A 24,123-nucleotide genomic window follows, 5' to 3' on the forward strand; every position below is an offset into this window, starting at 1 on the left:
CGCCCCGCGCTCGCTAGGGCGCAGGCCATGTCGATTACACGCGAAGAAGTGGCGAAGATCGCCGCGCTGGCCCGCATCCGGATGGGTGACGACGAGCTTGAACGGATGGTGCCCGAACTCAACGGCATCCTGAACTGGGTCGAGCAACTGGGCGAGGTCGATACTTCGCAAGTCGAGCCGATGACCGCGGTGATCCCCAACACGCTGCGGCTGCGCGCCGACGTGGTCGATGCCGACCCGCTGACCGGCGGCAACCGGCGCGAGGACATCCTCGCCAATGCCCCTGCTGCCGAGCATGGATTTTTCGGTGTGCCGAAGGTGATCGAATGAAATCCGCAGGAGTTCATTCGATCATCCCCGACAGCGGCGCAGCCGCGACCGATCGGGGATCCAGAAACAAAGGGAAGCTGGATTCCCGCTTTCGCGGGAATGACAAATTATGACCAACGAACTCACCAACCTCGGCGTCAAGGCCATCCGCGATGGCGTCGCGTCCGGCACCTTCACCGCGCGTGAAGTGGCGGAGGCGTTCAATGCTGCGGTGGCCGATGCCGCCAGCCTCAATGCCTTCATCGTCACCACGCCCGACCATGCGCTCGCTGCGGCCGACTCGGTCGATGCCGCACGCGCCAGGGGCGAAGCGCTCGGCACAATGGCCGGCGTGCCGATCGGCATGAAGGACCTGTTCGCCACCCACGGCGTGCAGACCACCGCCGCCAGCCACATCCTCGAAGGGTTCAAGCCGCAGTACGAAAGCACCGTTTCGCAGAACCTGTGGGATGCGGGGGCGGGGATGCTGGGCAAGCTCAACCTCGACCAGTTCGCGATGGGCTCGTCGAACGAGACAAGTTATTTTGGCAATGTCATCTCGCCATGGAAGAAGGCGGGCAGCAACGCGGCGATGAGCCCGGGCGGCTCGTCGGGCGGTTCCTCGACCGCGGTCGCTGCGCGGATCGCGCCTGCTGCGACCGGCACCGACACCGGTGGATCGATCCGCCAGCCTGCCGCATTTACCGGCATTTGCGGGATCAAGCCGACCTATGGCCGGTGCAGCCGCTGGGGCGTAGTCGCCTTCGCCAGCAGTCTCGACCAGGCCGGGCCGATGGCGCGGAGCGTCGAGGATTGCGCGATCATGCTCGAGGCTATGGCGGGCTTCGACCCCAAGGATGCGACCAGCCTCGACCTGCCGGTGCCGGGTTGGGAAGCCGCGCTTTCGGCCGACCTCAGGGGCAAGAAGGTCGGCATCCCGCGCGAATACCGGATGGACGGCACCGACGAGGAAATCCTCGCCTCGTGGGAGCAGGGCAAGGCCTGGCTGCGCGACGCGGGGGCAGAGATCGTCGACGTCAGCCTGCCGCACACAAAGTATGCGCTGCCCGCCTATTACATCGTCGCGCCGGCGGAGGCTTCGAGCAATCTCGCGCGCTATGACGGCGTGCGTTACGGCCTGCGCGACCTGCCCGATGGCGCGGGCCTGCAGGACATGTATGCCGCCACCCGCGAGGCGGGCCTTGGCGACGAGGTCAAGCGCCGCATCCTGATGGGCACCTATGTGCTAAGTGCCGGTTTCTACGATGCCTACTACACCCAGGCGCAGAAGGTCCGCACGCTGGTCAGCCGCGACTTCACCGAGGCTTTCGCGCAATGCGACGTGATCCTCGCCCCGACCACGCCGACCGCCAGCTTCCCGCTCGGCGACAAGACCGACGATCCGCTGGCGATGTATCTCAACGATGTCTTCGCGGTGCCTGCGTCGCTCGCCGGCCTGCCCGCGATGAGCGTGCCGGCGTTGCTCAATTCCGATGGCCTGCCGCTCGGCCTGCAACTGGTCGGCAAGGCGTTCGACGAGCAGAGCGTGCTCGATGCAGGCCTCGCGATCCAGCAGCGCGCCGGGTTCGTGGCCAAGCCGGAGAAGTGGTGGTGAACGCAGATGCGCCTTTGACCATTGTAGGGATCGCACTGATCCTGGCAGTTCCGGTGACCTTCATGATTGCGAACTGGGTCCGCAAGAATGTCGCTCACGGTGAAACGCGGTTCGATGAGAACGGAAAGATTATCGACAATGAGTAGCTACCGCATTCGGGGCAAAGCAGACGAACGGTAGGTCGTGATCGCCCTCGCAGCCCGCGTGCGCATCGCCGCCTGAACAGATTGACGGTATTACCATTTCAAGGTAATACCTGCCTATGCGTTACGAAACCAATATGACGGTTAAGGGGCAGATCACCGTGCCCAAGGATGTTCGCGATCAGCTCGGGCTGAAGCCGGGGCAGAAGGTCCAGATCGAAATGTCCAACGACGGCGATGTGCGGATACTCCGGGCAAGCCCGGAAGCTAAGCACGAGGCTCGTCTCGCACGGGTGCGCGAAGTGCAAGCCGCGTTCAAGGCGCAGGATCCGATGTCGGGAATGAGCAATGCCGACTGGTTCGCTGCCGTCCGGGGGCCAGAGCCGGAAGTATGATCGTCGATTCGAATGTGCTGATCGACATCCTCAACCCCGATTGCCCCGATGCTGATCGGGTGGTCGAGGTGTTTAGCCGGCTCTCACGTTCGCATGTCTTGCGCATCAATCTGGTGGTGTTTGCGGAAACGTGTTCCCGGTTCACTAAGCGCGAGACTGCAGAACGCGCGGTCGAGCAACTTGATCTGGAGATTGCGGGCCTTTCGCTCGACGATGCTTTCCGCGCGGGATTGGCGTTCAGGGAGTACCGGCGCAAGGGAGGCCCTCGCCAGTCGATATTGCCCGATTTCCTGATTGGCGGGCAGGCGGCCAATCGAGGCTGGCCAATTCTGACGCGTGATTCTAAGCGCTTTGCATCCTATTTTCCCGAGATCGAAGTGATCGATCCACTGCAGGCAAAAAATGACTGAATCTACCTACCGCATCCATGGCGCAACCGGCGAATGGGAGGTCGTGATCGGCCTCGAGGTCCATGCGCAGGTCACCTCCAACGCCAAGCTGTTCAGCGGCGCTTCGACTGCGTTCGGCTCAGAACCCAACTGCAACGTCAGCCTCGTCGATGCGGCGATGCCGGGGATGCTGCCGGTGCCCAACCGCGAATGCATCCGTCAGGCGGTGCGCACCGGGATGGCGATCGAGGCACAGATCAACCGCTGGAGCCGGTTCGATCGCAAGAATTACTTCTACGCCGACCTGCCGCAGGGCTACCAGATCAGCCAGCTCTACCATCCGCTGGTGGGCGAAGGTTCGCTGACGATCGAGGCGGACGAGAAGGCCGGGATTCCGGAAGACAAGGTGATCGGGATCGAACGCATCCATGTCGAACAGGATGCGGGCAAGCTGATGCATGATCAGCACCCGACCATGTCCTATGTCGATCTCAACCGCTGCGGCGTGGCGCTGATGGAGATCGTCAGCCGCCCCGACATGCGCTCGCCCGCCGAGGCGGGGGCCTATGTCCGTAAGCTGCGCACCATCCTGCGCTATGTCGGATCATGTGACGGCAATATGGAAGAAGGCTCGATGCGCGCCGACGTGAACGTCTCGGTTCGCAAGCCCGGCGAAGAATTCGGCACACGGACGGAGACCAAGAACGTCAACTCGGTCCGTTTCGTCATGCAGGTGATCGAGTACGAGGCAAACCGCCAGGTCGAGCTGATCGAGAGCGGCGGCACGGTGGTGCAGGAAACCCGCCTGTTCGACGTTGCCAGCGGAACCACCCGCTCGATGCGCAGCAAGGAAGATGCGCATGACTATCGCTATTTCCCCGATCCCGATCTGCTGCCGCTGGAGCTGGAGGACAGCTTTCTCGACGAATGCCGTGCCTCGCTGCCCGAACTGCCCGATGCCAAGCGCGCGCGCTATGAAGTCGACCTCGGCCTGACCGAGTACAATGCGCGCGAGCTGACCGCCGAGGTCGAGACTTTCGCGCGGTTCGAGACATTGCTCGCTGCGACCGCCAAGGCCATCGGCAAGGCCGAGCGCGACGTCGCCACCCCGGTCGCCAACTGGTCGCTCTCGGTCGCGCCAGGCGTAATCAAGTCGTTGGGGGATGAGGCCGATCCGGCCAACGCCACCGCCGCGGCGCAGGCGAGCATCCTTGCGATGGCCGACAAGGGCGAAATCAGCGGCGGGCAGGCGAAGGAAATCTACGAACTCGTCCTCAGGACCGGCCGCGATCCGCAGGAAATCGCCGATACCGAAGGCTTGAAGCAGGTCAGCGACACCGGCGCGATCGAGGCCGCGATCGACACGATCATCGCCGCCAATACCGACAAGGTGGAGGAATACCGCAGCGGCAAGGACAAGCTGTTCGGCTTCTTCGTAGGCCAGACGATGAAGGCGATGCAGGGCAAGGCCAATCCCGGCGTGGTGAACGAGTTGCTGAAGGATAAGCTGGGCTGATGACGCTGACCTGCTTTTGCGGCGGGGTGCAGGTCGCGGCCGCGCGCAGGCCCGGATTCGTGCATGCCTGCAATTGCGACCTGTGCCGCAAGGCCGGAGCGCGCTGGGGCTATTTCGATCCGGCGCAAGTTTCGGTGACGGGAAGAAGCGCCAACTATCGCCGCCACGACAAGGCGCAGCCCGCCGTCGATGTCCATTTCTGCGCCACCTGCGGCTCCACCACCCATTTCCGACTGACAGATGCGGCGGTGGCGGTGCATGGCGACACGATGATGGGCGTCAATCTCGGACTTGCCGATGAAGCGGAGCTTGCGGGCATCGAACTGCGCTATCCCGACGGCAAGAACTGGTCGGGCGAGGGCGCTTTCGGCTATGTGCGGGAGAGCCGCATCCTTGGTGCCGGCTAGGCGCGCTTGACCGCCATCGTCCTCGTCCGGCCCGAGATTCCCGGCAACACCGGCGCAGTCGGGCGAACCTGCGTCGCGCTCGACATGGAGCTGGTGCTGATCCACCCGCTGGGCTTCCAGATCACCGACAAGCGGGTGAAGCGATCCGGCCTCGATTACTGGCCGCATATCCGGCTGGTCGAATTCGACAGCTGGAACGCGTTTCTGGCAGAGCGCCAGCCGCGCGAAGACCAGCTGTTCCTGTTCGAGGAATATGCCCCGCGCAGCTTTTACGAGCCGGAGTATCCGCCCGATGCCTACCTCGCATTCGGGCGCGAGACCAAGGGGCTGCCCCCCGAGATCGTCGAAGCCCACCGCGCGCAGATGGTGAGCCTGCCGATGCGGTCAGACAAGGTCCGCTCGCTGAACCTCGCCAACACGGTTGCGGCGGCGGCGTATCAGGCGGTGCGGGGGAATTGGAGCAGGTAATTGAAGCGACGGTTCAATTTCGCTCGAATACAATTGCGACCACCGAGAATGCCGGTAAACATTCGCTGAGAGGTAAATTTCTTGGGGGTCGATTTCATGAAACGGATTCGCGTCTGGTCTGCACTTGCTTTGCCTTTTGTTTGGGCAGTCGCCTCACCGAGTATGGCGGAGACGCTGAGCAATGATGACGTGGTCATGCTGCTCGAAGCAGGTTTGGGCGAAGAGGCGGTGATCGCGAAGATCGAAACCGCCGATGGCAACTACATTACCGACACCTCGGCACTTCTGGATTTGCGTAGCCGGGGAGTGCCGAGTTCCGTCATTGCCGCTATGCTCAAGCGATCGGTGGTCGAGCCCGAATTGTCGGACAGCTCACCTGATCCTTTGGTTCCCCATTTCCCCGGCGTCTATCTGATGGATGACTGGTCTCCGGTGGCTCGAATGTGGAGAATCGATCCGACTGCAAGCACCCAAACGAAGACGGGCGGCATTCTCGGGTATGCCATCACAGGCGGCATTGCATCGGCGAGTGTCAAGGCGGTCATCCCCGGCGAGGCGGCCCAAATCTCGACTCCCAATGGTAACCCGACATTCTATATCTATCTGGATGCTCCCGGCGACGCTTCGAGCGGAACTTTCTCTACCGGGTTTGGCGCGTCGATTCAGTCGCCCAACGAATTCTCGCTCGTTCGGCTTGCCGAAAAGAAGGGGCGACGCGAGGCTCGCATCGGGAGCATGAACATTGCGGGTGCCAAGGCTGGCGTGATGGACAAGGATCAAATTCCTTTCACCTACGAACAACTCAAACCCGGCGTGTTCAAGGTGACCATCGGAGCCGCCATGGAGGAAGGTCAATACGGTTTCATATTCCCGCTTGGCGGAGGGGTGGGGCCAGGAATCGGGCAAGCGGGCACTGCAGGTGCACGAGTATTTGCCTTCGGCGTCGAGTAGTCTGGCACCCATTATCAAGAAAAAAAGGGCGCCGGGGTTTCCCTCGGCGCCCTTTTTCTTCGCTACGGCCGGAGCCGGACGGTCAGCCCTGGCGGGTGCCCGACAGCGGCATGTCGCCGAACGCGCCGGCGTTGACCTTGCCGGTCAGCGCGTCGCCGTCGATGGTCGCTTCGCAATTGAGCGTCATCGGCATCGGCACGGTCATGTTCATCGACCAGGTCAGCGTGTTGCCGTCGACCTTGCCGTCGTTCACATCCATCGAGCCGAGCGCACCGGAGATGCTGCCGGTGAAGGTGCCGTCGCCGCCATCGACCACGGTGAAGGTGCCGGCCTGTTCGCCCATCGGGCTCTTGATCGAAGTTGCGTAGGTTCCTCCAACAGACATCCGTATCTCCTCTGGTTTGCGTTCAATTTCGCGGGGGCGTGCATCGCCCCTGCTTACATCAATGTCAACAAGCTCACTCGCCTTCGGCCTTGGGCATCTCCCGCACTTCGACCGGCAGGCCGAGTTGTTCAAGCTGCGGCTCGACCACCTTGGCATCGCCGACGATCACGAACACCAGGTCGTCGCCCTTGAAGTTGGCCCGTGCCTGTGCGTCGAGCTGGTCGGCTGTGAGCGCTTCGTATTTCGCGGCGAGCGTTTCGTAGTAATTGTCCGGCCGCTTGTCGGTGACGATGTTGACAATCCCGCCGAGCACACTGCCGCTGGTCTCGAAACTGCCCGGCAATTCGCGGACATTGCCGTTGATCAGCCGGGTCAGCTCTTCACCGGTCACGCCCTGGCCGCCGACATAGGCGGTGAGGTCCTTGCGCAGCTCGGCGATCGAATCGCCCGTCCGATCGGCCTGTACCGGGGCGTAGATCAGGAAGCTGGTGCGATCCTGCGGCTGCTGGAACAGACTGCGCACGCCGTAGGACCAGCCCTTGGTCTCGCGCAGGTTCATGTTGATGCGGCTGAGGAAGCTGCCGCCGAACACCTCGTTGGCAGCGGCGATGGACAGGTTGTCGTCGGTTCCCTTGCCCTCCAGTACGCGCCCGCCGATGATCACCGACTGCGGCGAGTTGGGGCGGTTGACCAGCACGATGCGCGAGCCGGTCTGGACCGGGATCGGCGCATCGTAGCTCTTCACGGGGGCAGTGACGGCTGGTGCCTGCCACTTGCCGAAGCTCTGTTCGAGCTGCGCGGTCGCTTCAGCAAGTGTGGTGTCACCCACGATGAATATCTGCGCCTTGTCGGGGCGCAGCCACATGCCGTGGAAATCGCGCAGATCCTGCGCGGTCAGCGCGGCAACCACCGCCGGGTCGCCAGTGCCGCTGGGCGGCATGCCATAGGGATGGTCGCTGCCGAACAGGATCGGCGAAAGCACGCGTTGGCCGATCGCGCCGGGATTGTTCATCTCGTTGCGGATCCGGGTCAGCTGCTGGGTGCGCACACGTTCCAGATCGGTCTCGCCGAAGGCCGGGCTGCGGACATAATCGGCCAGCAGGTCGAGCGACGGTGCTAGGTTAGGAGCGAGCGCGCCCAGGGTGAAGAAGGTGCTGTCGGCATCCGCACCGCCGCCCAGCTGCGCGCCATAGCGTTCCTTGGCGATGGCAAGTGCGGTGGAATCGAGATGCGTCGTCCCCTCGTCCATCGCCTGCAGCATCATCGATGTGATGCCCAGCTTGTCGCGCGGATCGGCGGCATAGCCGGCATCGAAATGCACCCGGACGCTGACCACCGGTGCAGCGGCGCGGCGGGCGAAATAGACCTTGATCCCGTTGGACAGGGTCGCACGCTCGATATCGGGGAAGTCGAGCGGCTTGAGTTCGCCCACTTCGGGCAGCTTCGAGCGGTCGGCTTCGGGCACCTTGGCCGCCGCGCCCGCGCCCTGCAGCATCAGCGGGTTGCTGTAGAATGCAGGCCCGGCAAGGCCGGACTGCTCGCCCGCCCAGATATAGCCGCCGCGGTTTTCGCCGCCTTCCTTGCGCTCGCCGGGTTCGACCCGCAGTTCGAACACCGGGCGCGCCATCCAGGTGGCGGTGACGTCGCGCACCTGCGCCGGGGTGAGCTTCGCTGCTCGTTCCAGCTCCTTGCGGTAGGATGAGGCATCGCCCTGGTACAGCAGGCCCTCTGCCAGTGTCGGGGCCTTGCCGCTGAAGCCGCCGACCTGCTCGAGCCCGCGGATCTGGCCCGCGGCATAGGTCGTCAGCGCGCGGTCGAGCTCGTCCTGCGTCGGGCCCTCGATCATGAATTTGGCGATCTCGGCGTCGAGCGCGGCGGCCACGTCTTCGGGGTCCTTGCCGGGTGCTGCATCGGCGTAGACCACCAGTTGCCCTGCCTGCGCGAAGATATCGGCGCTCGCGACCACCCGCACGGCCATCTGCTGTTCGCGCACCAGCGCGTTGTCGAGCCGCGAGGAGGCGAGCCCGCCGAGCACGATCGCACCGGCAGAGAGCGGCAGGTAATCGGGGTTGTTCAGTCCCGGCACCGCCCACATGCGATAGATGCGGGTGGTCGCGACCTGATCGTAGATCGTCTTGCTCGCGGCCTCGGGCAGCATCGGGACGGAGACATCCAGCTTTGGAACCGCAGGGCCGGCAGGGATCGCGCCGAACCACTTGGTCACTTTCTGCCGCGCGGTCGCGGTATCGATATCGCCAGCGAGCACCAGGATCGCGTTGTTGGGGCCGTAGTTGTCGCGGAACCACTGCTTGACGTCTTCCAGCGTCGCGCTGGACAGGTCATCCATCGAACCGATGGTCGAGTGGTGATAGGGATGTCCCGAAGGATAGAGGTTTTCCAGCTGCTCGTACTCGACGAGGCCATAAGGCTGGTTGTCGCCCTGCCGCTTCTCGTTCTGGACCACGCCGATCTGGTTATCGAGCTTTTCCTGCGTCACCGCGCCGAGCAGATACCCCATACGGTCGGATTCGAGCATCAATGCCCGGTCGAGCGCGCCGGTGGGGACGGTTTCGAAATAGTTGGTCCGGTCGAACCAGGTGGTGCCGTTGAAGTCGGTCGCGCCGACCTGCTGCAACGGTTCGAAGAAATCGCCCGGCGCGTTCTCGCTGCCGTTGAACATGAGGTGTTCGAACAGGTGCGCGAATCCGGTCTTGCCCTTCGGTTCGTGCTTCGAGCCGACACCGTACCATACACTGACGCCGACCACCGGAGCCTTGCGGTCGGTGTGGACGAGTACCGTCAGCCCATTGTCGAGCTTGAAGCTCTCGTAGGGGATCGAAACCTGTTCGATCAGCTCGGCCAGCGGTGCCGGTTCGGGCATGGCCGCGGCATCGGCTTCCATCGCGTCGCCCGCGTGGTTGTCGGCAAAGGCAGGTGATGCACCGAGCGAGAGGGCAAGCGCCGCAAGGCTGGCGGTGGCGAAAGTGTAACGCATGCAATAGTCCCCGTTTATCGAATTCAGTCCGTCTGGATCGCCCCTAGCGGCTCAGCGCCGATTGCTCACCGTTTTTCGACGAGTGGCGTTCTCCAGCGCATCAACGCGCCAGAAGTGCACCGGTTTCAATTCGTGCCGCACAAACAGCTTGGCCTGATCGGAATAGTGCCGGCTTCGCGTGCGAGTGGTCGCGGCGCCGAACGGCTGGATCGACTGCGATCGGACGCGCTGACCGGGCTCCCACTCGACGAACATCAGGAAGCTGTCGCCATGCTTGATCGACAATCGCCCGTCCTCGTCCTCGTCCCAGGTGGTCGAGGCGCGCAGAGTATCGCTGCCTCCGTCGAGCGGCAGGTCGACCGCATAGGGCCCGAGCGGCTGGCGCAGCCGGAGGAGGTCCGACATCGGCGGGTCGAGCCGGCCGAAATATTCGGTCAGATGGTCGGCGCTGCGCTTCAACTCCTCCCGCGCGTCGGGCCACGGCTTGTTGAGATATTCCGCCGACATGAACGGCTTGATCATCAACAAGGCGATCGCATCGGCACTTCCCTTGCTGTCGGCGGTCCAGTCCCACTTTGCGAGCAAGGCCTGCGCCTTCGCCAGCTCGGGCTCGCGCTTGAGATCGAGCGCGGCAACCTCGCGCATCATTCGCGCGACATAGCCGGCGCGTTCATAGCCGGTATCGTATTTGATCCGCTCCAAATTGGCGCGGTCGATCACCGGGGTGGCTTCCATCAACTTCGCGGCACGGCGCGCGCGGTTGGTGGTCTTGAGTTCGACCCCCATCTCCGGCGGCACGCTGTCGGGTGAAAGATCGCTGCCCGTGCCCGCGGCGGAGAAGGGCGAATTGTTCGCGTTGAACAGCCAGCCGCTCGCCGGATTGACCAGTTGCGGGATCGCCGCAAAGTCGACCGTCCCGGTCCACAGCGCCTTGCTGGTGTTGCCCGGCAGCACGCCGCGCCAGTCGTAGCCCTTCGGCCGGTCAGGGATCGCCGCATTGTAGAACATGCCGATGTTGCCCTGCTTGTCGGCATAGAGGAAATTGGTGCTCGGAATGTCCATCCGCGCGAGGATCGCCTTGAACTCGGTCAGGTCCTTCGCTTTGTTGAGCCGGTAATAGGCATCGAGCTGGCCGAGATTGTCCATCCCGCCGTAACGGATGGCGAAGGCGCCTTTGCTGTTGATGATGACCGGGCCATGGACGCTGCGGTGGACCGTGCGGCGGATCGGCAGCACCACCGGTCCGAAGCGTACCGGCAGGGTAACGGTCTTGCTTTCGAGATCGCGCCATTCGCCGTCGAATTTGTACTGCTTGCCGCTCTTGTCGAGCTCCAGCTTGTAGACATCGACCATGTCGGGCCGGTTGACCGTATTGGTCCAGCCGATTTCTTCGTTGTGGCCGAGGAAGGGGAAGGGGCTGCCGGGGAAATTGGCCCCGGCATAGTGCCAGCCCTCGTTGCTCTCGACCACCAGTTCGTACCACGCGACCCCGCCGCGCAGCGGCTGGTGGCTATTGGACACGAGGCGCGTCACCCCGTCGCCCGATTTCTGCGGGGCGATGGCGAAGGCGTTGGACCCGGACAGTGCATCTCCGCCCATCGGGATCGGCATCGGGCTGCGATAAGCCGTCGTCGTCTGGTGCGCTTCGGGCTGCATGATCGGTTCGGCAGCGGGCTGCTCGCCCAGATCCTCCTTGGGGATCGGCGGGCCGTATTCGGGGACCATCGGCTCGTCCGCCACCAGCGGGCCGATGACATTGTTGAGCCCGAAGAAGAATGGCTGGCGCAGCGCGAAACCGGTCGCGACGTCCTCGCCGTTGACCGGGAACAGGTTTGCCAGCTTGAGTTCGCCAGGGTGCTCGTCAGCGTATTGGTTCAGCCCCGTAGCATAGGCTTCGAACAATGCGCGGGTGTCCGAAGGCAGTTGCTTGTAGTGCCGTTCCGCCGTTCCGCGCGCATCGAGCAGGTGATAGACGAAGTCGACCTGCGCCCCTTCCTCGCCGGCAATCGCGCCGTAGCGGCCGCGTGCCATGGCAACGACATCCTGCAGCGTATGGAAGTCATCCTCGGCATGCGCAATCGCGACGCCATAGGCGACGTCAGCATCGGTCTCACCATAGATATGCGGCACGCCGAATTCGCTGCGGACGATCTCGGCGGTGTAGCCTTGTGGGGCGGTGCGAGCGGAGTCTCCGGCGGGGGCCCTCGCCGGATGGGCAAAGAACGGTTCCCAGGTTGCAAGGCCGACGAAGGCCACGATCAGCAGCGTCAGCAGCGTCCAGCCGCCGCGCGAAAGCCATTTGCGGAACACATTCACTCCCCGGTCGATTAGTTGCTCGACAATTGCCGTTCGCATCGGTCAGGTCAACCGACGCATTCCATTCGCAATAAGGGGAGAACAACCATCCTTACTCGGACTCTTACGCTCGCTCTGGCAGCCACGGCGCTGCCGGCAACCGCATTTTCAGCTCCGGCCCTGGCTCAAACCGTCGTCGGATCGGGGATCGAACCATCCAACGCTGTGAACAGCACAGCGCGCCCGGTTGAGTTTTCCACCGTGATCCCGGACGGGGCTGCTCTGGCGGTGGTTACTATCGGGACCGACCTCCCCCAGAACGGCGCATTGCCGCAGGACGCCGCAGCCTATGTCGCGGCGAGCGACTATACCGGCAAGGCGGGCGAGAGGCTGGCGATCCCGGCTGGTCCCGGCGCGCCGCCGATCATGCTGTTCGGCGCTGCGGCCGAAGAAGGCGAGATGCCCGACTGGAGATCGCTCGGCGGGCGGATTGCGCAGGCGATGGACGGCGAGAAATCTTCGGTCGCAATCGCCGGTCTGCCCGATGCGGCAGCAATGGCGGATGCGGCGCTCGGTACGCAGCTGGGCCAATACCGTTTCGACCGCTACAAGAGCGATCGGACCGATCCGCCCGCGCAGGCCATCACCCTCGTCGGTGCCGACGCAAATGCGGCGAGTGCCATGTGGTCTGGCCGCCATCGCCACCTTGCTGAAGGGGTGACGCTGGCGCGCGACCTGGTCAATGAGCCCGCCAACGTGATCTACCCTGCCAGCTTCGTCGAGAGCGCGCGTGCCGCGCTGCGCGGGGTGCCAGGCGTCACGATCGAGGTGCTCGACGAAACCGCGATGCGCCGCCTCGGCATGGGTGCGATTGTCGGCGTCGGGCAGGGCAGCCCGCGCGGCAGCCGCCTGATGCTGATCACCTATCGTGGCGCGGACGGGCCGCCGATCGCGCTGGCGGGCAAGGGGATCACTTTCGACAGCGGCGGTATTTCGCTCAAGCCCGGCGCGGGAATGTGGGAAATGAAGGGCGACATGTCGGGCGCGGCTGCGGTGACCGGCGCGATCCTCAGCCTCGCAAAATCGCGTGCGCCGGTGCATGTGGTTGCTGTCGCTGCGCTGGCCGAGAACATGCCGGGCGACAATGCCCAGCGTCCGGGCGATGTGGTGCGCACCATGTCGGGCAAGACGATCGAAATCCGTTCGACCGATGCCGAAGGTCGGCTCGTGCTCGCCGATGCGATCGAATACACCGTGCAGGAGAAGAAACCCTTTGCGCTGATCGATATCGCCACGCTGACCGGATCGCAGGTGGGCGCCCTCGGAGGCGAATATGCGGGTCTGTTCTCGCGCGAAGATGCCTTTGCCGATGCAGCCCTCGCGGCGGCGGAAAAGACCGGCGAAGGGCTATGGCGCCTGCCGCTCCACCCTACCTACCGCGACGCGGTCAAATCCGACATTGCCGACGTCAAGAACTCCGATGCGTCGCCCGCACCCGGTGCCAGCGCCGGGGCCCATTTCATCGAGTATTTCGTGCCCGAGGACCTGCCGTGGCTGCATATCGACATGGCCTCGATGGATCGCACCAGTTCGGACCGTCCGCTCGTCCCCGCCGGAGCGAGCGGCTACGGTGTGATGCTGCTCGACGAAATGGCGCGGAGCTGGCAGCCTGAATAGGGAAATTCCGGATCGTTCGGCGGGGGCTTGCAGTCGCCGCCGGACAACCCAACTAGTCGGGTAACACACCTATTGCGCTGAGGCTCTTGTGTTGCCAATTGGCAACACTATATTCTGGCGGCAATCCAGTTGGGGGTACCCGAATGAATCTCGAAAAATTCACCGACCGCGCCAAGGGCTTCCTGCAAAGTGCGCAAACCGTTGCAATCCGCATGAGCCACCAGCGGATCACGCCGTCGCATCTGCTCAAGGCCTTGCTCGAAGACGAAGAAGGCATGGCTGCCGGGCTGATCCAGCGCGCGGGCGGGAATGCCGGGCTGGCGGTCGGCAAAGTGGATGAAGCGCTGGCGAAGATTCCTGCGGTGTCGGGCGGCGGAGCGCAGCAGACCCCGGGTCTCGACAATGACGCGGTGCGGATTCTCGACCAGGCCGAACAGATCGCGGACAAGGCGGGCGACAGCTTCGTTACCGTGGAACGGCTGCTGGTTGCGCTGGCGCTGGCGACGACGACCAGTGCGGGCGAGGCGCTCAAGGCTGCCAATGTCACCCCGCAGGCGCTCAACGCTTCGATCGAGCAGCTGCGCAAGGGCCGCACCGCCGACAGCGCCAATGCCGAGCAAGCCTATGACGCGATGAAGCGCTACGCCCGCGACCTCACCCAGGCGGCGCGCGACGGCAAGCTCGATCCGGTGATCGGCCGCGACGAGGAAATCCGCCGCACGGTGCAGATCCTCGCCCGGCGCACCAAGAACAATCCCGCGCTGATCGGCGAGCCCGGCACCGGCAAGACCGCGATCGCCGAAGGCCTCGCGCTGCGCATCGCCAATGGCGACGTGCCCGACAGCCTTAAAGGCCGCACACTTATGTCGCTCGACATGGGCGCGCTGATCGCTGGTGCGAAGTATCGCGGCGAGTTCGAGGAACGGCTCAAATCGGTGCTCGACGAGGTCAAGAATTCGGATGGGCACATCGTGCTGTTCATCGACGAGATGCACACGCTGATCGGGGCAGGCGCGAGCGAGGGCAGCATGGATGCCTCGAACCTGCTCAAGCCTGCGCTGAGCCGCGGCGAGCTGCATTGCATCGGCGCGACCACGCTCGACGAGTACCAGAAATATGTCGAGAAGGACCCCGCGCTCCAGCGGCGGTTTCAGCCGGTCTATATCCAGGAGCCCAGCGTCGAGGATACGATCAGCATCCTGCGCGGGATCAAGGACAAATACGAGCTGCACCACGGGGTGCGGATCACCGATGCGGCGATCGTCGCGGCAGCACAGATGTCCAACCGCTACATCCAGAACCGCTTCCTGCCCGACAAGGCGATCGACCTGATGGACGAAGCCGCATCGCGCATCCGGATGGAGGTCGAGTCCAAGCCCGAGGAAATCGAGGCGCTCGACCGGCGGATCATCCAGCTGAAGATCGAGGAATCCGCGCTCGGCAAGGAGACCGATCAGGCCTCGAAGGACCGGCTGGCCGCGCTGCGCGAGGAACTGGCCAATCTCGAACAGCAATCGTCGGAACTGACGACCCGTTGGCAAAACGAGCGAGACAAGATCGCCGCCGAGGGCAAGATCAAGGAAGCGCTCGACCATGCGCGGCTCGAACTCGAGCAGGCGCAGCGTACCGGCGATCTCGCGAAGGCGGGCGAGCTGTCCTACGGAACGATCCCGGGCCTCGAAAAGCAACTTGCCGAGGCCGAAGCGCAGGCGGAAAACGCCTTGCTGCGCGAGGAAGTGACCGAGGAAGACATTGCCGCCGTGGTCGAGAAATGGACCGGGGTGCCGGTCGACAAGCTGATGGAAGGCGAGCGCGAGAAGCTGCTCGACATGGAAAACATCATCGGCAAGCGGGTGATCGGGCAGGCAGCGGCGGTCCAGGCGGTCGCCAAGGCAGTGCGCCGCTCACGCGCCGGGCTGCAGGATCCGGGCCGTCCGCTCGGCAGCTTCCTGTTCCTTGGGCCGACCGGCGTCGGCAAGACCGAGCTGACCAAGGCGCTCGCCGGCTTCCTGTTCGACGACGACAGCGCGATGGTCCGCATCGACATGAGCGAGTTCATGGAGAAGCATGCGGTAGCACGGTTGATCGGCGCGCCTCCAGGCTATGTCGGCTACGAGGAGGGCGGGGTGCTGACCGAAGCCGTTCGTCGCCGCCCGTATCAGGTGGTGCTGTTCGACGAGGTCGAGAAGGCGCACCCGGATGTGTTCAACATACTGTTGCAGGTGCTCGACGACGGGCGGCTGACCGATGGGCAGGGCAGGGTGGTGGACTTTTCCAACACGCTGATCATCCTGACCAGCAATCTGGGCAGCCAGTATCTCAGCCAGATGACCGACGATCAGCAGGTTGCCGATGTCGAGCCGCAGGTGATGGATGTGGTGCGCGGGCATTTCCGGCCCGAGTTCCTCAACCGGCTGGACGAGATCATCCTGTTCCATCGGCTGGGTCAGGAACATATGGCGCCGATCGTCGAGATCCAGGTCGCGCGGGTGCAGAAACTGCTCAAGGATCGCAAGATTACACTCGAGCTGACCGATGCCGCGCTGCGCTGGTTGGGGCGGGTGGGCTACGATCCCGTGTATGGGGCAAGACCGCTGAAGCGTGCGGTCCAGCGCTATTTGCAGGACCCGCTGGCGGACAGAATGTTGCAAGGCGAGGTGCCCGATGGATCGACGGTCCGGATCGACGAGGGTGACGGCGAATTGCAGATAGCCATCGCCTGACCGCCCGCCATTTGATCGCGCCGCCCGTTTTCTCCGACAGGCGGCGCGTCATTTTGTTTCAATTGAAACCGGCACCAAGGCAAGATTCGAACAACCGCATTCGGGTCATCGCAAAAGCTGTGGGATTTGAGCAACAAGTCCCCCGTTCATTTGCCATAAATCCGTCAAACCACTTTGACACGCCATCCGCGCTTTTGCACAACCGGTCCACCTTAGGGACTGGGGCCCCTTTGCAAGCGAATCATGCATCTGCCGGCAGGGGACTTTAGCCGGAAATGCAGCCTTCGGGGTTCGCTCCCAGTCTTTAGTTGTCGCGACTGGAGAAATTATGAAAAAGTTTGAAGCACGCGCGCTCAAGGGCCTGGCCTACTCGGCATCCGCCCTGGCGATGGTTGTCGCCGCACCGGCCTTTGCGCAGGACGCGGAAGTCGACTGTGACAACCTCGACGCCGACCTGCCGATCCCGGCCGAATGTCAGGAAACCATCGTCGGTGCCGACGGACAAGTCGACGGTGAAGCGGGGATCGTCGTCACCGGATCGCGCATTCAGCGCAACAGCACTTACAATTCGATCTCTCCGCTTCAGATCCTTGAAACCCAGAGCCTGCAGGACACCGGCCAATTCGACGCTGCGGCTATCCTTCAGCAGTCCGAATCAGCTGCCGGTCAGCAGATCGACGCGACCTTCCAGGGCTTCGTGCTGAACAACGGCCCGGGTTCGCAGACGCTTGACCTTCGCGGCCTCGGTGCGGACCGCACCCTGCTGCTGGTCAATGGTCGCCGCCTTGCGCCCGCCGGCGTCGAGGGCGCACCGACCAATCCGTCGATCAACCTGATCCCGTCCTCGCTCGTGGCTCGCTACGACCTGCTGCTCGATGGCGCCTCATCGGTTTACGGTTCTGACGCGGTTGCGGGCGTGGGCAACATCGTGTTGCGCCGGGATATCGACGGTGTCGAGCTTTTCGCCTCCGGCAACTACAACGAGCAGGGCGGCGGTGACGACTGGCAGGTGTCCGGCGCATGGGGCAAGACCGGCTCGAACTTCAACTTCGGCATCGGTGCGGAATTCGCCCGCCGCGACGAGGTGAAGTATCGCGACCGCGCGTTCCTCGCCGGCTGTAACACACCGTACGAAATCGATCAGGACGGCAATGTCCTGACGACCGACCTGCGTTCCGATGCGAACACGCGGCGACTTTCGAACGGCGCGATTCGCGAACCGCTTTACGGCTGCACCATCGATGCCGCGACCGCGCGCATCATACCGCAGGGCGGTCTGTTCTTTAGCAGTATCTATTACGACGAGCGAACCTTCGCCTCCACGGGGCAAGCAGGCAACTCGTTCATCCCGAACTTCACCGACTCGCTCGACGCTTTCGGTCGTCCGGTCGATCGCAACGGGGACGGTCTGCTTGATGTCGACTTCGGTCAGGTAACCCGCAACGGTACCGATCTCGATCCGTCGTTGATCAGCGGCCAGGATCTTTACAATGTCATGGCCTATGGCGAATACACGTTCGATGGCGACATGGCGATCACGCCGTTCTTCGAAGCGAATTATTCGCGCGCCGAGAGCTCGGCTCGCGGACGCCAGGGCCAGCTGTTCCCGATCATCCCGGCAGCAAACCCGTTCAACCCATGTAACATCAGCAGCTTCAACGGTACCCGGATCAACCCGAGCGCAGTCGATTGCGGTCTTGCACAGAACCAGTTTGACGGACTGACGGGGACGGTCAATGCGCGTCCGCTCGGCTTGAGCCGAGCGGTTCAGGTGGTGGTCGGTGTTGAAGGAGACCGAAGCACGGTGGAAACCGTGCAGGAACAGTATCGCGGTGTCTTCGGCCTGAAGGGCAACCTGCCGTTCATCGACTTCGGTGCGGGCGACGACTGGACGTTCGAACTGTCGGGGAGCTACTCGCGGTCGGAGGGCAAGTCATCGCGCCTCGGTATCCGTGAAGACCGTCTGGCATTCGCGCTGGGTATCGACCCGTCGGTTGCGGGTCTGACCCGCGTGGCCAATCCGGTTACGCTGCAGGCAACCCCCGGAGTGGCAGCGGGGACGCCTTGTAACCTCGCAGGTATCCGGACGCCCGGTAGTGTTTCCTCGTCGGTGACCGATGGTTGTGTGCCGGTGAACCTGTTCGCGCCGAGCCTCTATCGGACTGCAGTCGGTGACTTCGCGACGCAGGCGGAACGCGATTACCTGTTCGACAGCCGGGACTTCGACACGACCTATGAACAAACGGTCATCTCCGCATTCGTCCAGGGCTCGTTGTTCGAGCTCGCTGGCGGCACCGCAAAGGGTGTGATTGGCGTCGAGTATCGCGACGATACGCTCAACTCGATGCCGGACGATATCGCCGCAAACGGTCTGTTCTGGGGCTTCTTCTCCGACTCCGGCGGCTTCGGCAGCAAGGATATCTACGAGGCCTTCGCCGAGGTCGACCTCCCGCTGATGTCGGGCAAGACCCTCGTCGAAGATCTCCGGCTCAACCTTTCGGGTCGTATCACCGAAGACGAGTTCTACGGCACCAACGAGACCTATTCGATCAAGTTCGGCTGGCGCCCGTTCGAGCAACTGCTGATCAAAGCGTCCTACGGCACCTCGTTCCGCTCGCCGAACCTGCGCGAACTGTTCCTCGCCGGTCAATCGGGTTTCGCGACGATTTTCGACCCATGCGCGGTCCCGACAGCGGCCTACGCACCACTGGCCGGGGGCTACAATGCCTCACTCGACAACCGTGATGCGCTGGTCCTGGCTAACTGTATCCGCGAAGGTCGCGACCCGACCGTCGTGGGTACCGATGGGGCGACGACGGCCCAGAACGCCAGCGTCGAGGTGACTTCGGGCGGCAGCCTGGCTCTCGATCCGGAAACGTCGACCTCGTTCACCACCGGGTTTGCGTTTGCCGAAAATCTGGGGCCGATCGATTTCTCGTTCAACTTCAACTACTACAAAATCAACCTCAAAGGTGCGATCGCCGAACCGACCGGGGGGTTCATTGTCAACCAGTGCTTCACGCGCGACGATGGCGTTCGGTCGAACTTCTGCGACTTCGTTGAATATGCGCCCGATGGGCGCCAGCTGATCAGCGATGTGTTCGCCGGTTTCGTCAACATCAACTCCGAAAAGGTGGAGGGGATCGATCTCAACGCCGACTTCCGAACCGATGTTGCAGCATTCGGCAAGGATGTTCGGCTGGGGCTCAATCTGCGCGCCAACCACCTGATTACCCGCGACACCGTTTTCCTCGATGACCAGGGCGTGCCCTCGATCACCGAGCAGGCGGGTGAGTTCGGCTTCCCGTACTGGACGGGTCGCGCGACCTTTACTGCGGCGGTGGATAACGTGACCTTCTCGTGGCAGACCCGGATGATCGGGCGCACCGAGCAGGACCCGGAAGGTATCGATCCGCTGGCCGACGCGTTCGGTTACGGCCCCGACGGCCTCCCGGTTCTGCCCAATGCGGCAGGCAATCCGACCCAGTTCGGCGACACCTGTCTTGGTAATGGTGCCCGCTTTACGTCGGGTCCCAACCGCGGTCAGGTGATCCCGCAGGGTCAGCCCGGTTTCGTCGCCGGTGACGGGGTGTTCTGCCGCGATGTCGGCTTTGCTAATGCATACTTCATCAGCACCGCATCGGTCCGGGTCGATTTCGACAAGTTCGACATCCGCCTCGGTGTGACGAACCTCTTCGACCGTAACCCGCCGCGGATCGACACCAGCGAAGTGTTCGGGATCAACAACATTCCGATCGGCAACGGCTACGACCTCAACGGGCGCGAGTTCTTCGGCACGGTTTCGGTCAAGTTCTAAGCCTGACCTGATGGTCTGAAAGCAGGCGGCCCCGGACTTCGGTCCGGGGCCGCTTTGCGTTCGGGGATCTGCCACGAGATTGTAGGCCTCTGATAATTGCCAGCCGGGCCAGACGGCTACGCGCTTGAGAGGCCAGCAGCGCAGCCTGCGACACACCCCTGCGCGAAATCGCGCGGATGCTACTGAATGCGCTTGCCCTTGACCCCCGTCTGGCCATCGACCCGGATGAAATAACTACCCAGCGCAGCCTTCTTGAACACCACCGGCGTGCCAGAATCCAGCCGCCGAAGGACGCGCGGCGGGGCATCGTCGATCTGCCAGATGCTGCCTTCCTCGATCTCGAACACGATCGTGTCGCGGCGGATGGAAACCACCCGCTTTACGGTCGATTCGAGCATCGCCATATCGCCTTCGTCGTCGCCCCCGAAAATTCCCAGGTCGGGGATGGTGAAGCCGAACAGGCGGCGGCGCGTTTTCTGAACATCCTCGCGGTCGACCAGTCGCACCTCGCCCTCTTCCGAGGCCGTCACCACGCGCCCGACCGCCTGATCGTAGCACGCCAGCCGGTCCGCATCGGCTTCGATCGCCTGGCATTGCTTGAGGTTTTCCAGATAATTGACGGCAGGCGGAGCGGCAGCATCGTCCTGTCCGATAGCGGGTGCCATGAAAGCAATGCCTGCAACTGTCGCCGCCGCGACTAGAACGGGTCTCCGAATGCGCACAATGTCACTCCTCGCCAATGCCGGTTTCACGGCCGCCTAGCTGACAGATCGCGCGCGTTCCGCCAACTGTAACAGGAAAGACACACACTCGCGTTTCCCTGCCATGAACGGCGCTGGAAGATTGCGAAAGTGGCGGGCTTTGGCCTAGACCGCGCACATTCGGGCTTCGCGCCTGAACTTCGTACCTATCACTATGCGCGCCACGGTGGCGTGCATGAACAAGGGGATTGGAATGTCCAACCGTTTTACCAAGGCTTCGCTGCTGGCCGGGACCGTCATGGCAGGCGCCATGGTTTCCCAGCCGGTCTATGCGCAGGATGACGCCGGCGCGTCGGAAGATGACTTCATCGTCGTCACCGGCTCGCGTATCGCTCGCAGAGTCAATGTCGAAACCGCCGCACCGATCGCAGTCGTCGATAGCGAGGAATTCGAACTTTCGGGTACCGTCAACGTCGAGAACGTGATCAACACGCTCCCGCAGGTTGTTCCGGGCTTCACCTCGAACTCGAACAACCCCGGCACCGGCACTGCCACGCTGAACCTGCGCGGCCTCGGTGCGACCCGCACCATGGTGCTGGTCAACGGCCGCCGCTGGATGTTCTACGATACCGGCCAGATCGTCGACCTCAACACCATCCCCTCGTTCCTGCTCGACAGCGTCGACGTGGTGACCGGCGGCGCTTCGGCGGTTTACGGTTCGGACGCGCTTTCGGGCGTCGTCAACTTCCGTCTCAAGAGCGTTCAGGGCGTCGAACTCGGCGCTCAGTATTCGATCACCGAACGCGGTGACGGCGATCGCTACGGGATGCACGGCGCTATCGGCACCGAATTCGACGATGGTCGCGGCAGCGTCACGGTCTATGCCGAGTATTACAACCGCTCGTCGGTCTTCCAGTCGGATCGCGGTTTCTCGCGCGAAGCGCTGGGCGATGGTGCAACCAGCCTCATTCCGCTGGGTTCATCGACGACTCCTGACGGCCGCTTCAACGTCGCCACCAACTTTACGGTTGCTAACGGCACCGGGCCTGGGACGACGCTTCCGGCAGGCGCGGGCCTGTTGATCGACAACGGTCTCTTCCTGACCCCGGGTGTGCTCTCAAATGGCACGGGCCTGTCGTACAACTACGCTCCGGCTAACTATCTGCAGATCCCGCAAGAGCGCTACCTGCTCGGCGGTTTCGCGGATTACGAGTTCCAGGACGGCCACACTTTCTACACCGAAGTGTCGTTCGTGAACAACCGCGTGGCGCAGGAACTGGCGGCAACTCCGGTTACCGGCTCGTTCAACTTCAACCTGGCCACCATTCAGCCGTTCCTTTCGGCTGCCGCGTTCCAGGAACTGGTGACCTACGACCAGCGCGAAACGGCTGCCAACGCCGCACGTATCGCAAACGGCCTGACTCCGCTCTACTCTGGTGCTGCGGCTGCAGCCCTCCAGCCGGGCGTGATCAATGCGTTCTTCCAGCGGCGTGTGACCGAAACCGGTTCGCGCAACACGCTCGACGAGCGTAACGCGTTCCGCGTTCTCGGCGGCGTGCGTGGCGAGATCACCGACTGGCTGAACTACGATGCATATTACATGTATGCACGTACGCGTAATGCCAACGTTCAGGCGGGCAACATCTCGCGTTCGGCGTTCCAGCGCGGTCTCGATGGTTCGGGCCCGGCGATCAACGTCTTCGGTCCCAACACGCTGACTCCGGCGATGGTCGAGCAGATCTCGATCCTTGCGCAGAATGGCGATATCTCGACGCTCGAAGTGGCCAACGCTTCGGTTTCGGGCTTCCTCGGCAATCTCGGCTGGGGCGGTGGCGACATCGGTTTCGCGATCGGTGCCGAATACCGCAAGCAGGGTTCGGAGTTCATTCCCGACACCGCGCTCTCGTCGGGCGACGTGATCGGCTTCAACGCCGGTCAGGCCACCGCAGGTGCGTATAATGCGAAGGAAGTGTTCGCCGAGCTCAACATCCCGATCCTCGGGCCCGATTCGGGTATCGAGCGTCTGGAGCTGACTGGTGCGGCCCGTTACTCCGACTACTCGCTCGACGCGGTTGGCGGTGTGTGGACCTATGCCGGCGGCATCGAGTTCGCTCCGATCCCCGACATCACCCTGCGCGGCCAGTATCAGCGTGCAATTCGCGCGCCCAACGTGGCCACGCTGTTCGGTGGACAGTCGATCGGCTTCCCGCCTGCTCAGGACCCGTGCGGTACTGCTGGCGTGACCCCGACTTCGGCAATCGGCCAGTTCTGTATCTCCAACGGGGTACCGGCAGGTGCGGTCGGATCGGGCCTCGCGCTCCAGCTCGGCAACTCGCAGATCCCGGCGCTGTTCGGCGGTAACCCGAACCTGTCTGAGGAAACTTCGGACTCCTGGACGGTCGGTGTCGTGCTCGAGCCGAGCTTCATCCCGGGTCTGACGGTCACTGCCGATTGGTTCGACATCGTGATCGACGATGCGATTTCCGCGCTGGGCGGCGGTCTGCAGAACGCCCTGAACGTCTGCTTCCAGCAGGTTCAGGACGCCAATGCCGGCATCTGCTCGCCGTTCTTCCCGAACGGTGCGGGTTCGACCGTGCGTAACGGTTCGGGCAGCATCACGGTCGACAATCCGCCGCTGATCTCGAACGCCAACATCGCCGAGCTCGGCGTTGCGGGTCTCGACGTTCAGATGAACTACTCGACCACGATCCCGTTCTCGCTGCTGACCGATACGGGCGAGCAGGACTTCAACGTGTCGTTCCTCGGGACCTACACGCATGATTCCTACTTCATCCCGATCGTCGGTCTGCCTGATGTGAACGAGTGCGAAGGCCGCTTCGGCCTGACCTGTGGCGAGCCGACCCCGAAGTGGAAGTGGACCAGCCGCTTCACCTTCATCGACGGCCCGCTGACCACCTCGGTGCGCTGGCGCCATGTGAGCGGGGTTGACGACGACGACGATGCGACCGACTTCATTGTCGAGCGTCTCCCGGCGGCCGACTATCTCGACCTCACCTTCTCGTTCGAAGCGAACGAGCACCTGACGCTTTCGATGGGTGTCAGCAACATCTTCGACAAGGCACCGCCGGTGATCGGTTCGAACCAGGAACAGGCCAACACCTATCCTGGCACGTACGACGTGATCGGTCGCGACTTCTTCGCTTCGGCTCGCGTCAAGTTCTAAGACGCTCCGTTACGAAGCAACGCAAAGAAAGGGGCGGCGGACTTCGGTCTGCCGCCCTTTTTCTGTGGCCATTGGGTCCATCTCAAACTCTGTCATCCCCGCGAACGCGGGGATCCAAAGTGCAACCAGTTTCATGGATTCCCGCCTTCGCGG

The 24,123-nt window shown here is 63.2% G+C and carries 17 protein-coding genes; 13 read left to right on the forward strand and 4 right to left on the reverse strand.

Translation table 11 applies throughout. The features are described 5' to 3' along the window. The first annotated feature begins 27 nt into the window (after positions 1 to 27). The 9 genes from gatC (at position 28) to NSO95_RS12905 (ending at position 6,193) form a co-directional block, all read left to right on the forward strand. Positions 28 to 330: an Asp-tRNA(Asn)/Glu-tRNA(Gln) amidotransferase subunit GatC gene (gatC, locus tag NSO95_RS12865; RefSeq protein WP_257596681.1), complete on the forward strand. Its 303-nt coding sequence runs from the start codon at positions 28 to 30 to the stop codon at positions 328 to 330. Positions 331 to 439: 109 nt separating this feature from the next. Further along, positions 440 to 1,924: an Asp-tRNA(Asn)/Glu-tRNA(Gln) amidotransferase subunit GatA gene (gene gatA / locus NSO95_RS12870; protein WP_257596682.1), complete on the forward strand. Its 1,485-nt coding sequence runs from the start codon at positions 440 to 442 to the stop codon at positions 1,922 to 1,924. After that, positions 1,921 to 2,070 carry a glutamyl-tRNA amidotransferase gene (locus NSO95_RS12875; RefSeq protein WP_257596683.1) on the forward strand — a complete coding sequence of 50 codons (150 nt, stop codon included), beginning with the start codon at positions 1,921 to 1,923 and terminating at the stop codon, positions 2,068 to 2,070. Before gatA ends, NSO95_RS12875 begins: the two co-directional genes overlap by 4 nt. 116 nt (positions 2,071 to 2,186) lie before the next feature. Then, positions 2,187 to 2,462: an AbrB/MazE/SpoVT family DNA-binding domain-containing protein gene (locus NSO95_RS12880; RefSeq protein ID WP_257596684.1), complete on the forward strand. Its 276-nt coding sequence runs from the start codon at positions 2,187 to 2,189 to the stop codon at positions 2,460 to 2,462. Continuing rightward, the gene (locus NSO95_RS12885; protein ID WP_257596685.1) at positions 2,459 to 2,872 is read left to right on the forward strand and encodes a type II toxin-antitoxin system VapC family toxin; all 414 of its coding nucleotides are present in this window, start codon (positions 2,459 to 2,461) and stop codon (positions 2,870 to 2,872) included. Before NSO95_RS12880 ends, NSO95_RS12885 begins: the two co-directional genes overlap by 4 nt. After that, positions 2,865 to 4,367 (forward strand): Asp-tRNA(Asn)/Glu-tRNA(Gln) amidotransferase subunit GatB, encoded by a 1,503-nt coding sequence (gene gatB, locus NSO95_RS12890; protein WP_257596686.1) that lies wholly within the window; start codon positions 2,865 to 2,867, stop codon positions 4,365 to 4,367. The genes NSO95_RS12885 and gatB overlap by 8 nt, the downstream gene beginning before the upstream one ends. Further along, the gene (locus NSO95_RS12895) at positions 4,367 to 4,774 is read left to right on the forward strand and encodes a GFA family protein (RefSeq protein WP_257596687.1); all 408 of its coding nucleotides are present in this window, start codon (positions 4,367 to 4,369) and stop codon (positions 4,772 to 4,774) included. Before gatB ends, NSO95_RS12895 begins: the two co-directional genes overlap by 1 nt. Positions 4,775 to 4,780: 6 nt before the next feature. After that, complete coding sequence (locus NSO95_RS12900; protein ID WP_257596688.1) at positions 4,781 to 5,242, forward strand: tRNA (cytidine(34)-2'-O)-methyltransferase; 462 nt, start codon at positions 4,781 to 4,783, stop codon at positions 5,240 to 5,242. Between the two features lie 162 nt (positions 5,243 to 5,404). Further along, positions 5,405 to 6,193, forward strand: coding sequence for a hypothetical protein (locus NSO95_RS12905; protein WP_257596689.1), 789 nt, complete (start codon positions 5,405 to 5,407; stop codon positions 6,191 to 6,193). Between the two features lie 82 nt (positions 6,194 to 6,275). On the opposite strand, the gene NSO95_RS12910 is transcribed toward NSO95_RS12905, so the two are convergent. The 3 genes from NSO95_RS12910 to NSO95_RS12920 all read right to left on the reverse strand — a co-directional run bounded on the left by NSO95_RS12910 (position 6,276) and on the right by NSO95_RS12920 (position 11,928). Next, positions 6,276 to 6,578, reverse strand: coding sequence for a hypothetical protein (locus NSO95_RS12910; protein WP_257596690.1), 303 nt, complete (start codon positions 6,576 to 6,578; stop codon positions 6,276 to 6,278). A 73-nt stretch (positions 6,579 to 6,651) separates the two neighbouring features. Then, positions 6,652 to 9,573: a M16 family metallopeptidase gene (locus tag NSO95_RS12915; RefSeq protein WP_257596691.1), complete on the reverse strand. Its 2,922-nt coding sequence runs from the start codon at positions 9,571 to 9,573 to the stop codon at positions 6,652 to 6,654. A gap of 51 nt (positions 9,574 to 9,624) precedes the next feature. Next, positions 9,625 to 11,928 carry a penicillin acylase family protein gene (locus NSO95_RS12920; RefSeq protein WP_257596692.1) on the reverse strand — a complete coding sequence of 768 codons (2,304 nt, stop codon included), beginning with the start codon at positions 11,926 to 11,928 and terminating at the stop codon, positions 9,625 to 9,627. Between the two features lie 165 nt (positions 11,929 to 12,093). Between NSO95_RS12920 and NSO95_RS12925 the strand changes: the two genes are divergently transcribed. The 3 genes from NSO95_RS12925 (at position 12,094) to NSO95_RS12935 (ending at position 20,085) form a co-directional block, all read left to right on the forward strand. Then, the gene (locus tag NSO95_RS12925) at positions 12,094 to 13,545 is read left to right on the forward strand and encodes a leucyl aminopeptidase family protein (RefSeq protein WP_257596693.1); all 1,452 of its coding nucleotides are present in this window, start codon (positions 12,094 to 12,096) and stop codon (positions 13,543 to 13,545) included. A 143-nt stretch (positions 13,546 to 13,688) separates the two neighbouring features. After that, a complete protein-coding gene (gene clpB / locus NSO95_RS12930) occupies positions 13,689 to 16,268 on the forward strand; it encodes an ATP-dependent chaperone ClpB (RefSeq protein WP_257596694.1) in 2,580 nt (859 codons plus the stop codon). A 328-nt stretch (positions 16,269 to 16,596) separates the two neighbouring features. After that, a complete protein-coding gene (locus tag NSO95_RS12935) occupies positions 16,597 to 20,085 on the forward strand; it encodes a TonB-dependent receptor domain-containing protein (RefSeq protein ID WP_257596695.1) in 3,489 nt (1,162 codons plus the stop codon). A gap of 179 nt (positions 20,086 to 20,264) precedes the next feature. Here NSO95_RS12935 and NSO95_RS12940 read toward each other — a convergent pair whose 3' ends face one another. Continuing rightward, positions 20,265 to 20,750 carry a hypothetical protein gene (locus NSO95_RS12940; RefSeq protein WP_257596696.1) on the reverse strand — a complete coding sequence of 162 codons (486 nt, stop codon included), beginning with the start codon at positions 20,748 to 20,750 and terminating at the stop codon, positions 20,265 to 20,267. Positions 20,751 to 21,039: 289 nt separating this feature from the next. Here NSO95_RS12940 and NSO95_RS12945 point away from each other — a divergent pair, with 289 nt between their 5' ends. Continuing rightward, positions 21,040 to 23,970, forward strand: coding sequence for a TonB-dependent receptor domain-containing protein (locus NSO95_RS12945; protein ID WP_257596697.1), 2,931 nt, complete (start codon positions 21,040 to 21,042; stop codon positions 23,968 to 23,970). The last annotated feature ends 153 nt before the right edge of the window (positions 23,971 to 24,123 follow it).

This window comes from Parerythrobacter lacustris (genome assembly GCF_024626475.1).
Taxonomy (GTDB): domain Bacteria; phylum Pseudomonadota; class Alphaproteobacteria; order Sphingomonadales; family Sphingomonadaceae; genus Parerythrobacter_A; species Parerythrobacter_A lacustris.